Here is a 14,389-nt window from a genome sequence, read left to right as displayed (position 1 = left end):
ATTTTATGAAATTATGAAATTTTATATATAACTAACTTTAATAATTTTATATTCCTGTAATCCTAATGGAGATTTGAAAAAAATTATATCACCACTTATTTTTCCTATTAATGCTCGTGCTATTGGAGAGGTTATAGATATTTTTGATTCTTTAATATTAGCTTCATCTACACCAACTATTTGATAAGTTACTTTTTCATTTGTTTCTAAATTTTCTAAATCAACAGTTGAAGCAAAAACAACTCGACCCTCGGCATCTAAATTTAATGGATCAATAATAAGTGCATTATTAAGTTTATTTTCGATATCAGCAATACGACCTTCAATAAAACTTTGACGTTCTTTAGCTGCGCTATACTCGGTATTCTCAGATAAATCACCATGTGCCCGTGCTTCTGAAATTTGAGAAATAACAGATGGACGTTCACTTTTTTTTAAGTAATTCAATTCTTTTTTTAAAAGATTAGCGCCGTGTTTTGTTAATGGGATTGAGTTCATTTTGAATAAATATTATAAATTAAAAGTTATTTTTTAAAACACAATTTTTATAGAAAGTAATACAGTATACTAAAATAGTAATTTATATACAAATTTTAGAAATAATAAATTTAATTACATAAATAAAATTAATTTTAATCCTAGATACTTAAAATATTAAATAAAAATTTTTTTTTAAGATAACTAATATTGTTTTTTTAAATATATATTTAGTTTTTATTATATAAATTTTATTTATTTTTTATAGGTAAATCTTCAGCTAATTTTAGTTTTCTCTTCATTTGTCTACTTCTAGTTTCCACTTTTTCAATATTTTTTGTTGCTTTTTCTAAAGTAATTTTAGTTGCAGATAAAATTTCACTAAATTTATTAAATTCAGTTTTAATTAATCCTAAAATTTTCCATATTTCAGATGAATGTTTTTCTAAAGCTAATGTACGAAAACCTATTTGTAAACTATTTAATAATGCAAATAAAGTAGAAGGACCGGCTATATTTATACGAAATATTCTTTGTAGATCATCCATTAACCCGGGGCGTCGAGTTACTTCGGAGTATAACCCTTCTGTTGGTAAAAATAAAATAGCAAAATCTGTTGTTAATGGTGGTGATAAGTATTTTTTTGAAATATTTTTTGCTGATAAACGTATATAGCGTTCCAACTCCTTTTCAGCTATAACAATACCATTAAAATCAGATCGTTCTATAGAATCTATTAAACGCTCATATTGTTCTTTAGGAAATTTAGCATCAATTGGAATCCAAACGGGTTTATCATCTTTTAATCCGGGTAATTTAATTGCAAATTCAACTCGATTACCAGTTCCTGGTATTATTTCTACATTTTTAGAATATTGTTCTTTTGTTAATACTTGTTCTAATAATATTTCTAATTGAATTTCTCCCCAAGTGCCTCGACTTTTTATATTTGTTAATATTCTTTTTAAATCACCCACACCAACTGCTAATTGTTGCATTTTTACAAGATCTTTATGTACTCTTTCTAATCTATCTAGCATCACACTAAAAGATTCTCCTAAATGTTTTTCTAGAGTGATATGTAATTTTTTATTAACTAATTTATATATTTCTTTTATTTGATAATTATTATTAGCTTGTAAATCCTTAATATTAGATTTTATTTTTATATGCATTTTATCTATATATTTAGTATTAATTTCATTTAATTTAATCAATTGTTTAGAAAAATTATTAATGTGATCGTTTTGTAAAGTAGCTATATTACTAATATGAGCTATTAAATTTTTTTGTAATTGAGAAAAATTTTCATATAATTCTTTTAGAGTATTTTGTGTGCTATTTTGTATTTGATTATATAATTCATATTTAATTTTTTCTAAAAGAGATTTTTGATTAAATTGTGAGTAATTTTTTAAATATGTAATTTGAATTAAGATTTCAGTTATTTTTTTAGAAAAAAAAAGTGTATTATTAATATTCAATTTAGAAATATTTTTTTGATTAAAAAAAAAATATATAAATTGAGAAATTAAAATTAATCCTATTAATAATATTATAGTTAATTCCATGAGTTTATTATTAAAAATAATTTATATAATTAAAATCATTGTAAGAAAAGATTTTTTATATAACTAGGTTTTTCTTGTTTTTTTAAGTATTTAATTACTTTTTCTACTTCTTGATTAGAGACAAACGCACCATGTATACGAATTAAGGAAATAGAATTAGATAAATATAACATATCTCCTTTTCCAAGTAATTTTTCGGCGCCTATTTGATCTAGAATTGTTCTCGAATCAATTTTACTATTAACTTTAAATGCAATACGAGTTGGAATATTAGCCTTAATTAAACCTGTTATTATATTTACTGAAGGCCTTTGAGTAGCTAAAATTAAGTGAATACCAGCAGCTCTTGCTTTCTGTGAAATACGTACAATTAATTTTTCTATGTTTTTTCCATCGATCATTATTAAATCTGCTAATTCATCAATTATGATAATAATTGATGGTAAAGTATTTAAATATTCTGTAGAATTTAATTCTAATTTTTTTTTATTTTTAAGAATATTATTTTTATATAGATTAAAAATTTTTTTATTATATTCAAATAAATTTCTCACACCTAATTTTGACATTTTTTGATATCTTTGTTCCATTTCATTTATTGTCCAATTAAGTATATGACTTACTTTTTTCATATTTGTAATAACAGGTGTTAATAAATGCGGAATATCTTTATAAATTGATAATTCTAGCATTTTTGGATCAATTAAAATTAGTTTTACATCGCTTGGATATGATTTATATAAAATTGATAGAATTATAGCGTTAATTGCAATTGATTTACCAGAACCAGTGGTTCCAGAAATTAATATGTGGGACATTTTTTCTAAATTTATTATTACTGGATTTCCAATAATATTTTTACCAAGAGCTATAGTTAATTTAGAAGTACTATTTTTATAAATATCAGAATCAAATATCTCTATTAAACGCACTATTTTTCGTTTAGGATTTGGTAATTCAATACCCATGTGATTTGTTCCGGGAATTATTTCAATTACTCTAAGAGAGGTCAATGATAATGATCGTGCTAAATCACGTGATAAATTAATAATTTGACTACCTTTAATACCAACAGCTAATTCAATTTCATAACAAGTAATTACGGGTCCCGAATGAATCATTACAACTTTTACCTGAATACCAAAATCAGATAGTTTTTTTTCAATTAGATTACCAATAAATTTTAAATTTTTAATAGATGTAACTTTTTTTTTAGAGGCTTTATCTAATAAAAATAATGGTGGTAAAGTATAATTAATTTTATTAATAGGTAATTTTTTATTAATAGATGTTTTATTAATAGGTAATTTTTTATTAATAGATGTTTTATTAATAGGTAATTTTTTATTAATAGATGTTTTATTAATAGGTAATTTTTTATTAATAGATGTTTTATTAATAGGTAATTTTTTATTAATAGATGTTTTATTAATAGGTAATTTTTTATTAATAGATGTTTTATTAATAGGTAATTTTTTATTAATAGATGTTTTATTAATAGGTAATTTTTTATTAATAGATGTTTTATTAATAGGTAATTTTTTATTAATAGATGTTTTATTAATAGGTAATTTTTTATTAATAGATGTTTTATTAATAGGTAATTTTTTATTAATAGATGTTTTATTAATAGGTAATTTTTTATTAATAGATGTTTTATTAGGAAATTCTAATGAAACATTTTTTTTTTGATATAATATTTTATTTTTTTTTACAAAAAAAAAAAATAAATAATTTTTTAAAAAAATATAAATTATTTTAATTGTCCTTAATAAAAATATATTTAAAAAAAAAATAATACTTATTCCAATAAATATTAATAAATATTTTATAAATTTAGCGAAATAAAAATTTTTTAACATATTATATTACTAATAATTTTTCCATATTTTCTCCAAAGATATAGATAGTAATATATTAAATTTTAAAAAAATAAAATATATTCAATATTAATATTAATTTTATTTTTAATTAATATTATAAAATTAATAATAAAAATTATTTAAAATAAAAATTTTTTATATGATAAATAATTTCTTTAAGAATTAATTTATTTTATTTTTTTATAAAACTATAAAACATAAATTAAATATAATTATATCATCTATAATTATATTATTATATATTATCACAATAATTTTATTATTTAAAAAAGATAATAATGTTATTTTAAAAAAAATATATAATAAAAAATTTTTAAAATAAAACTTTAATATTATAAAATCAGTTATGCATTTATTTATATTGATATTGTATTGATATTGTATAAAATTTAATTATAAAAATTTTTATTTTTATACAATAAAAACATTATTTATAATAAAGTATTATTTTAATATTTAAAAATTTTATGATTTCTTCTAATTTATCCTCTAAATATTCTAAGGTTATAATTCTTGGCTCAGGACCAGCTGGGTATAGTGCCGCTATATATGCAGCAAGAGCTAATCTTAATCCATTATTAATTACTGGAATTGAAAAAGGAGGTCAATTAATGACTACCGATAAAATAGAAAATTGGCCCGGAGATCCTCATGGAGTAAGGGGACCAGAATTAATGGATCGTTTTTTAAAACATGCTGAAAAATTTAATACGGAAATTTTTTTTGATCATATTCATACAGTATTTTTATTAAAAAAACCTATTCAATTAATAGGTGATAATAATAAATATATTTGTGATTCATTAATTATTGCTACAGGTGCATCAGCAAAATATTTAGGATTAGAATCAGAATCTGCTTTTGTAGGTAAAGGTATATCAACTTGCGCAACATGTGATGGTTTTTTTTATTCTAATAAAAATATTGCAGTAATTGGTGGGGGGAATACTGCTGTTGAAGAAGCTCTTTATTTATCAAATATTGCCAAAAAAGTAACTTTAATTCACCGAAAAGAAAAATTTCGCTCTGAGAAAATATTAATAGATCGCTTAATGCAAAAAGTTAATGAAGGAAAAATTGATATTAAATTAAAACATATTGTACATAAAATAATAGGAGATAATACTGTAACTGGTATTAATTTAGAGGAAATTAATAAAAAATATGTATATAATTTATCTATTGATGGAATATTTATAGCGATTGGTCACAAACCTAATACAGATATTTTTAAAGGACAATTAGAGATGAAGAACGGTTATATTAAAACAAAATTAAGTATAAAAACAGGTTATACATCAACTAATATTTCTGGTGTATTTGCTGCTGGAGATGTACAAGATTGTATTTATAGACAAGCAATTACTAGTGCTGGATCTGGGTGTATGGCTGCATTAGATGCTCAACGTTATCTTGAAAAGATTAATAAAATATAAATTAAAAAATAAAAAATGATAAATAAAAATTTTTTACATTATTTTATTACTGGAACTAATACTAATATAGGAAAAACTATAATCAGTTGTGCATTACTTTCGGAATTTAAAAAACGTGGTATATCTTGTATTGGGATGAAACCCGTTGCATCTGGAGCCTACTTTAATAATAAAAATAAAATATGGATCAATGAAGATATAAATTTATTAAATAAATATAGTAATAATTTATATAGTTTTACTAAATTAATTAATCCTTATTTATTTAAATATCCAATTTCACCATATACATCTTCTAATTTAGAAAACCGTATAATTAATATTTCTCATATTATTAATTGTTATAATTATTTATCTAATTTAACTGATGTTATTATATTGGAAGGAATTGGTGGATTTTCTGTACCATTTAATGATCATGAAAATAGTGCAGATTTAGCGGAAAAATTAGGTTTACCGGTAATTTTAGTTATTGATTTAAAAATTGGTTGTATAAATCATGCTTTATTAAGTGTTGAGGCAATAAATTCTCGCGGATTAAAGCTTATTGGTTGGGTTGCTAATAATATTCAAATGGTAGACACATTATTTTCAAATGAAAATTATATTGAGCTTACTAAGTATTTAAATGTAACCTCATTTGGTAAAATACCATATTTATATAATTTAAATATTAATTTAATAGCTCATTATTTAGATTTTTCTTCATTATTTTAATATTTTATTTATAATTTTTATTACTGGTGACGTAGATTTAGATTGACTTAAAAAGTCTAAAGATCTTATTTTAAATATAGATATATAATATATTCTGGGTATTTATAAATTCAACAAGAAAAGATGAGGTGATATGTTTATATAAAATGATTATATTGCTTTATATACTTCCTAAATAAAATCATTTTTTTTTCACTAGTAATTAAATTACTACGAGGTAATATTAATAATATAGATAATAATCATTATTTTTTTTAAAAACTAATATTTGTGATAAATATAAAATTAATATGCTTTGAATAATACATTTTGCAATAAAAACTAATGTAAAATCGCTTGTATATAAAAAAACCAGATATATCCAGATATATTTATTAATACAATATTGTTTTATATTTTTAGTTTTTTGGAGATGGTTCGTTTTTATTTATTTAAATTAAAGAAATTAAAATGATCATATATAAACTGATAAAGTTTATAGTTTTTTATCAAGAATGATAACTTTCTATGGAAGAAAACATTTATACTCCAAATAATCCCTATATTTTCTAAATAATCCCTATTTTACGTTAAAAGTAGCATCAAATCTTATAAGTAAATTGTTGTAGAAATTATTTTTTTATCATTTTTTGAAAAAAATGATTTTTTTAATGATTAATAATATATTATATATTATTAGGAAAATATTTACCAATTTATAGAAATGAGTTGTAAATTAGAGATTGGTATATGTTAAGTATTATTTCTTTGTATCTAGATTTGATTAAAAAATTTAATAGAAAATGTAATGTTAATTATTTTGATATAATTATTTTTACCGATAGATTGGGCATTATAGATATTAACTAGTATCAAAATTAAATTGGATACCAAAAGAAACATTTAAAATCCGGTATATATAAAACTGTAAATTGGTTAAATAATATTAAAAACAAAAAATCCTCAACCTAAGTTGAGGATTTAATGAAATTTTATTAAAATTTAATTAAATGGCTTGAATATTTGAAGCTTGTTTTCCTTTAGGGCCTGTAGTTACTTCAAAAGAAACACGTTGATTCTCTTGAAGAGATTTAAATCCACTTGATTGAATAGCTGAAAAATGAGCAAATAAATCTTCACCACCTTCATCAGGTGTAATAAAACCAAAACCCTTAGAATCATTAAACCATTTTACGACGCCAGTTGCCATTGCAATTCCTATTTCAGTTAATTTTGCTATTTACTTATTATCGTTTTAAAGTTATATCAGTTTTAGAACTAAATTGTTCTTTTAACTAAATATTAACAATTTTTAAATTATACAAGATAAATAACTATGCATAAAACTATTTTTATTTAAATACATAATTTTTTTAAAAAAAGAATAATTTTATTATAATACTGTTTTTATTAATTTAATAATTTTAGTTATTCATCTTTATACAATTCTAATTATATTTTTAAAAAAATTAAAATATTTTAATTAAATTTTAATAGCTAATCATACTAATATCCTATTTATTATTATAAAAAATTTTCTTAAGGTTTTTATTTTAAATAAATATTAAATTAAATTACAAAATTAATAAGATATAATTAAAAAACAATAATGTATAAATTTAACTAAAATAAGTTACATGTAGTATTTATTGTTTTTTATAAGAGAGATAGGTAGATTTTTTAATTATTTTATATATTAAGCTACTCTTTACATAATACAATTAATATTATTTTAATATAAAAAATATGTTAGAAAAATTAATACCAGAAATAATTTATAATTATAATTTAAAAAAATATAATATTAAAAAAGTTATATATGATTTTATGAATAAAAATTTTCAATATTTTATTATAATTACTATTATTTAAAACTGGTATTAATATATTAAAAATTAATTATGAATAGCTAATATGTTTTTAAGTGTAGTTACGTTAATTATGTAATAGTATTAGTTATTTGCATTTTATATAGTATGACTTAATTTAATTAAGTGGAAACAATATTTACTTAAAATCATAAAATATAAAAAGTTAATTATCTTAAAAAGAATTAATTTTATAAAATAAAAAATTAAATTCTATATATTTTACTAATATATAGTGTAGCTAATAAATAGTATTATTAACAAAATTATTTCTAAAATTTATAAAAAAATAATGTTTATTTTTATATAAAACGTTTTTCTGGTTGAGGAAAAAATAAAATTTATCAATAGTTACAAAATAAATTAATTAATCTTTTTAAAAATTATTAAATTTATTATTTATAAATTTTTTAAAAATAAGTTATTTTGATTTATGTTCTAATGCTATTTCTATGGCTTTATCAATCCAACGCACAGGAATGATATTAAGATTATTTTTAATATTATCTGGAATTTCTATTAAATTTTTAAAATTTTGTTCAGGAATAAGCACAGTTTTAATTCCATTTTGATGTGCCGCTAATAATTTTTCTTTTAACCCGCCAATTTTTAAAATTTCTCCTCGTAAAGTTATCTCTCCAGTCATAGCAACATTAGAATTAACAGGAATACCAGTGAAAGCTGATATGAGGACTATTGTCATAGCAACCCCAGCAGAAGGGCCGTCTTTTGGTGTAGCTCCTTCTGGAACATGAATATGTATATCATTTTTTTCAAAATATTCATGCTTTATACCAAGTTTATTAGCTCTACTTCGCACTACAGTGCATGCTGCTTCAATTGATTCTTTCATTACATCCCCTAATGTTCCGGTTCTAACAACTTTTCCTTTTCCAGGCACAATTACCGCTTCAATTGTTAAAATTTCTCCCCCAACATCAGTCCAAGCTAATCCAATTACTTGCCCAATTCTATTTTCATTTTCTATAATTCTATCATCAAAACGACGTACACCAAGAAAATTATTTATATTTTTAGGAGATATAATAATTTTTTTACTTTTTTTATTTTCATTTTTTAATAGTATTTTTTTTACTACTTTTCTACAAATTTTAGAAATTTCACGCTCAAGAGATCGAACTCCGGCTTCTCTTGTATAATAACGAATAATATCTCGTATTACTGATTCTGAAATACTAATTTCATTTTTTTTTAATCCATTATTTTTTATTTGTTTTGGTAATAAATATTGATATGCAATATTTGTTTTTTCATCTTCGGTGTAACCTGAGATACGAATTACCTCCATTCTATCCAATAATGCTGAAGGTATATTAAAGGAATTTGATGTAGCAATAAACATTATGTCTGATAAATCAAAAGAGACCTCAATATAATTATCCGAAAAAGTATGATTTTGTTCAGGATCTAATACTTCTAATAAAGCAGAAGCGGGATCTCCTCTAAAATCTATACCTATTTTATCAATTTCATCAAGAAGAAATAAAGGATTTTTTACACCAACTTTAGAAATATTTTGAATAATTTTTCCTGGCATTGATCCAATATAAGTTCGTCTATGACCTCTAATTTCAGCTTCATCTTTTATGCCACCCAATGCCATTCTAATAAATTTACGATTAGTAGCTTGCGCTATGGACTTTCCTAAAGATGTTTTTCCGACTCCGGGAGGACCAACGAAGCATAAAATTGGAGCTTTTAATTTATTAACACGTTTTTGTACGGCAAGATATTCCAATATTCGCTCTTTAATTTTATTAAGACCATAATGATCTCCTTCCAGGATTTTTTCTGCGTAATTTAATGAATTATTTATTTTAGATTTTTTTTTCCATGGTAATGCAATTAATGTATCTATATAATTACGTACTACAGTTGCTTCTGCCGACATAAGAGGCATTAATCTAAGTTTACGAAATTCGTTATGAGCTTTTTCAAAGGCTTCTTTTGACATTCTTGCTGAGATTATTTTCTTTTCAAGTTCTTCCAAATCCACCCCTTCTTCTTCTTCTCCTAATTCTTTTTGAATAGCTTTTACTTGCTCATTTAAATAATATTCTCTATTAGATTTTTCCATTTGTCGTTTAATACGACTACGAATACGTTTTTCAATTTGTAAAATATCAAGCTCATTTTCTAGTTGGGATATTAAATGCTCATGTCTTTGAAAAACTCCAGGAGTTTCTAATATAAACTGTTTTTGTTCAACTCTTAATGGTAAATGAGCTATGATAGTATCAATTAATAAACTTGGATCACTTATATTAATTAATATTTTTAAAATTTCAGGAGAAAGTTTTTTATTGAATTTTAAATATTTATCAAATTCTTGAATAATTGTACGTCTCATTGCTTCGTTCTCAGATGCACTGGTAGTATTAGAATCAGTCATAGGAGTTATATTAGCAATATAATAATTTAATTCATCTATAAAATGAATCTTTACCCTTTGAACTCCTTCTATTAATATTTTAATATTACCATCTGGTAATTTAATAACTTGTAAAATATTAACTACACAGCCGACTTTATAGATATCATTAACAGATGGCTCATTCGTAAAAAAATTTTTTCGTGTTGAAATTATTATTGTTTCATTTCCTTTTATTGCGGCTTCTAATGCTTTTTTTGATTTAAGGCGACTAACAAATAAAGACATTACCATATAAGGAAATATAACGATATCTTGTAATACTAATAAAGGTAATTGTAAATACTCATTAGATGATTTAGAATTTGTCATATAATAAATCTTTTAAAAAAATTATTAATAATATTTGTTATTAATTTAAAATTTCTGAATCTTTCAATTTAATTATAATCTATATTAATTTATATTAATGCATAATATTTTATTGTAATGATTACATAAAAATAATTTATCTATTTAGTGGACTCATGATAAATTATTGATGGTTTAGCTTGATTAATAATTGAATCTTCATCAATAATTATTTTTTTAACATTTTTTTTATTGGGTAACTCATACATTATATTAAGCAAAGTTTCTTCCATGATTGATCGTAAACCACGGGCACCCACATTTCGCGTTAAAGCTTTTTTAACAATAGCATTTAAAGCTTTTGGCTTAATTTCTAACTCTACATTTTCCATTTTTAATAATTTTGAATACTGTTTAATTAACGCATTTTTAGGTTCTAATAAAATTTTCATTAAAGCTGATTCATTGAGTTCATGTAAAGTAATAATTATTGGTAAACGTCCAATTAATTCCGGAATAATACCAAATTTAATAAGATCTCTTGGTTCTGGATTTAATATTTTTTTATCATTATCATTTGTAATTTTTGCAGAAAATCCAATACTTGTTTTTTGAGAACGTTCTAATATAATTTTATCTAACCCATTAAATGCTCCTCCACAAATAAACATAATGTTAGTTGTATCAATTTGTATAAAATTTTGATCTGGATGCTTGCGACCTCCCGCTGGAGGGACTGAGGCTATTGTTCCTTCAATTAATTTTAATAATGCTTGTTGAACCCCTTCTCCAGAAACATCTCGTGTAATAGATGGATTTTCTGATTTGCGAGAAATTTTATCAATTTCATCAATATATATAATTCCTTGTTGCGCTTTTTCAACGTTATAATTACAATTTTGTAATAATTTTTGTATAATATTTTCTACATCTTCACCAACATAACCAGCTTCTGTTAAGGTTGTAGCGTCTGTAATAACAAATGGAACATTTAACATACGAGCTAAGGTTTGTGCTAATAAAGTTTTACCAGATCCAGTGGATCCAATTATTAATATATTACTTTTCGATAACTCAACATCATCTTCATTATTTTTATTTAAAAAATATTGAATACGCTTATAATGATTATACACAGCCACAGATAAAATGCGTTTTGCGTTTTTTTGTCCAATTACATATTTATTTAAAAAATTAGTTATTTCCTTTGGTGTCGATAAATTTACCTTAATTTTAGAATTTGAATTTACAATAAGGGTATTATTATCACACATAATTTCATTACATGATTTAATGCATTCATTACAAATTGACATAAAAGATCCGGACACTAATTTTTTTATTTCATTTTTATGTTTACTACAAAAAGAACAAAATAAAAAATTTTTATTATTTAATTTTTTTTTTTCAGACATATAAGACATATATTTAGTTAGATATATAAATATTAATTAGATATATAAATATTAAATTAATTTAAATAAATTTAAAGCTTGAAATTAAAATTATTTTCTTTGTTTTAAAATTTTATCAATTAAGCAATATTCTATAGCCATTTTTGCAGACATAAAATTATCACGATCAGTATCTTTACTGATTTTTTTTACAGAATGACCTGTTTTTTCAGATAAAATTTCATTTAAACGTTGACGAAGATAAAGTATTTCACGTGCTTGAATTTCAATATCTGATGCCTGGCCCTGTGCCCCTCCTAATGGTTGATGAATCATAATTCGCGAATTTGGTAAAGAAAAACGTTTACCTTTAGCTCCTGACGCCAATAAAAATGCACCCATTGAAGCAGCTAAACCAATGCATAATGTAGAAACATTTGGTTTAATAAATTGCATTGTATCAAAAATAGCCATACCAGAGGATACTGATCCCCCAGGAGAATTAATATAAAGAAAAATATCTTTATTTGAATCTTCGCTTTCTAAAAATAACATTTGTGCTATAATCAAATTAGCAGATAAATCATTAATTACACCTACTAAAAAAATTATACGTTCCTTTAATAAACGTGAATAAATATCATAAGAACGTTCTCTTTGTCCATTTTTTTCAATAACCATTGGTATTAAACCAATCATATCTATATTTGATTTATTATATTTTTTAAAAATATTCATTTATTATTTAATATAAAGTTAATTTAAATCTTAAAAAATTAGGTTTAATAATTAATTTAATAAAATATTAATTTTTGCAATCTATTATTTTAAATATTTTTAAACCATTTTTTAATATTAGATTATAAGAGAATAAATAAAGTAGATTATATAATATATTTTTTACTTTAACATTATACTTTTATTTTTTTTAAAAATATATTTATATTATTAAACTTATTTATGTTTTATTTTTTAATATACGGATTTATATTTGATCGAAACTCAATTTTTAAAGGAGTACCTACAAGAGAAAAAGTTTTACAAAAATATTTTTCTAAATAACGTTTATAATCATTTCCAATATATTTCAACCTATTTCCATGAATCACTATAATAGGTGGATTTTTTCCTCCTTGATGTGCGTAGCGTAATTTTGGACGAATTATTTTTTTACGACAAGGAGGATGTTTTTTAATTGCATTAATAAGAGCGCGTGTTACTCTAGGAGTAGAAAGATTAATTATTGCTGCATCATAAACATGATTAATTGACTTCATAAAAGAATTAATGTTATGTAATTTTATGGCAGAAATAAAATTAAATATTGCAAATGAAAGAAAATTTAATTTTCTTTTTATATTATTTTTAATAATTTCACGTTGATTATGAATAATACTATCCCATTTATTAACACAAACTATTAATGCGCGTCCTGATTCATATATAAAATGAGCAATATTTACATCTTGTTCAGAAATATTTTGTTGCGCATCTAAGAGTAGTATTACCACATTTGCTTCTAAAATTGATTTTAATGTTTTAATAACAGAAAATTTTTCAATAACTTCAAAAATTTTACCCCGACGTCGAATTCCAGCGGTATCAATTAATATATATTTTTGATTATTATATTCAAATAATGATCTTATTGAATCACGAGTGGTTCCTGGTATATCATAAGTAATAACGCGTTTTTCTCCTAATAATGTATTAATTAATGTAGATTTTCCTACATTTGGTTTACCTACAATAGCAACTTTAATATATTTAATAGAATTAATATTAATAAATTCTTTTTTTTTAGAAAAATTTTTATAAGTAAGCTTTATATTTAGTATATTTTCGATAAAATTTTTAATACCATTTCCATATAATGCGGATATTATATGCGTATTACTAATTCCTAGTTCATAAAAATCTGAAGACATCATAGAAGAATTAATATTTTCAGATTTATTTATTACTAATACAATTGGTTGTCCAGATTTTCGTAAAAAATTAGTAATTATTTTATCTTGCGCAACTAAACCCTGTCTACCATCAACAATAAAAATTATAATATCTGATTCAATTATTGCCTGTTTAGTTTGTTTGGTCATTTCATACATAATACCTTTTTTTACTTCTGGATCAAAGCCTCCGGTATCAATAATAATAAATGATTTTTTACCTATATTTACTTCTCCATAATGACGATCACGTGTTGATCCAGGATGATTAGCTACAAGAGCGTTTCTAGAATTAGTTAAACGATTAAATAAAGTTGATTTACCAACATTAGGACGACCAACTAAAACAAGAACAGGTTTCATTTTTAATTT

The 14,389-nt window shown here is 22.4% G+C and carries 9 protein-coding genes and 1 pseudogene; 2 read left to right on the top strand and 8 right to left on the bottom strand.

Going from position 1 to position 14,389, the window contains the following annotated elements; all coding sequences use genetic code 11:
- Positions 1 to 21: 21 nt before the first annotated feature.
- The 3 genes from greA to JIC14_RS00510 all read right to left on the bottom strand — a co-directional run bounded on the left by greA (position 22) and on the right by JIC14_RS00510 (position 3,910).
- Positions 22 to 498 (bottom strand): transcription elongation factor GreA, encoded by a 477-nt coding sequence (greA, locus tag JIC14_RS00520; protein WP_201329857.1) that lies wholly within the window; start codon positions 496 to 498, stop codon positions 22 to 24.
- Between the two features lie 230 nt (positions 499 to 728).
- The gene (locus JIC14_RS00515; RefSeq protein ID WP_201329856.1) at positions 729 to 2,048 is read right to left on the bottom strand and encodes a DNA recombination protein RmuC; all 1,320 of its coding nucleotides are present in this window, start codon (positions 2,046 to 2,048) and stop codon (positions 729 to 731) included.
- Positions 2,049 to 2,083: 35 nt separating this feature from the next.
- Complete coding sequence (locus JIC14_RS00510) at positions 2,084 to 3,910, bottom strand: DNA translocase FtsK (RefSeq protein WP_201329855.1); 1,827 nt, start codon at positions 3,908 to 3,910, stop codon at positions 2,084 to 2,086.
- A 488-nt stretch (positions 3,911 to 4,398) separates the two neighbouring features.
- On the opposite strand from JIC14_RS00510, the gene trxB reads away from it, so the two are divergent.
- Complete coding sequence (trxB, locus tag JIC14_RS00505) at positions 4,399 to 5,367, top strand: thioredoxin-disulfide reductase (RefSeq protein WP_201329854.1); 969 nt, start codon at positions 4,399 to 4,401, stop codon at positions 5,365 to 5,367.
- A 15-nt stretch (positions 5,368 to 5,382) separates the two neighbouring features.
- On the top strand, positions 5,383 to 6,084 hold the full coding sequence (gene bioD, locus JIC14_RS00500; RefSeq protein WP_201329853.1) for a dethiobiotin synthase: 702 nt from the start codon (positions 5,383 to 5,385) through the stop codon (positions 6,082 to 6,084).
- A 985-nt stretch (positions 6,085 to 7,069) separates the two neighbouring features.
- On the opposite strand, the gene JIC14_RS00495 is transcribed toward bioD, so the two are convergent.
- From JIC14_RS00495 to der, 5 genes and pseudogenes are all read right to left on the bottom strand, one after another.
- Positions 7,070 to 7,273, bottom strand: coding sequence for a cold-shock protein (locus JIC14_RS00495; protein WP_020915365.1), 204 nt, complete (start codon positions 7,271 to 7,273; stop codon positions 7,070 to 7,072).
- A 1,094-nt stretch (positions 7,274 to 8,367) separates the two neighbouring features.
- Positions 8,368 to 10,617 (bottom strand): annotated as a pseudogene (gene lon / locus JIC14_RS00490) (endopeptidase La); the annotation flags it as partial.
- Between the two features lie 218 nt (positions 10,618 to 10,835).
- Positions 10,836 to 12,089, bottom strand: coding sequence for an ATP-dependent Clp protease ATP-binding subunit ClpX (clpX, locus tag JIC14_RS00485; protein ID WP_201329851.1), 1,254 nt, complete (start codon positions 12,087 to 12,089; stop codon positions 10,836 to 10,838).
- Between the two features lie 90 nt (positions 12,090 to 12,179).
- Positions 12,180 to 12,806 carry an ATP-dependent Clp endopeptidase proteolytic subunit ClpP gene (clpP, locus tag JIC14_RS00480; RefSeq protein ID WP_320412641.1) on the bottom strand — a complete coding sequence of 209 codons (627 nt, stop codon included), beginning with the start codon at positions 12,804 to 12,806 and terminating at the stop codon, positions 12,180 to 12,182.
- A 227-nt stretch (positions 12,807 to 13,033) separates the two neighbouring features.
- Positions 13,034 to 14,380 (bottom strand): ribosome biogenesis GTPase Der, encoded by a 1,347-nt coding sequence (der, locus tag JIC14_RS00475; RefSeq protein ID WP_201329850.1) that lies wholly within the window; start codon positions 14,378 to 14,380, stop codon positions 13,034 to 13,036.
- Between the last annotated feature and the right edge of the window lie 9 nt (positions 14,381 to 14,389).

The sequence above is a fragment of the Candidatus Profftella armatura (Diaphorina cf. continua) genome, from assembly GCF_016593155.1.
Lineage (GTDB): Bacteria > Pseudomonadota > Gammaproteobacteria > Burkholderiales > Burkholderiaceae > Profftella > Profftella armatura_A.
This window is presented reverse-complemented; position numbering and strand designations above follow the sequence as displayed.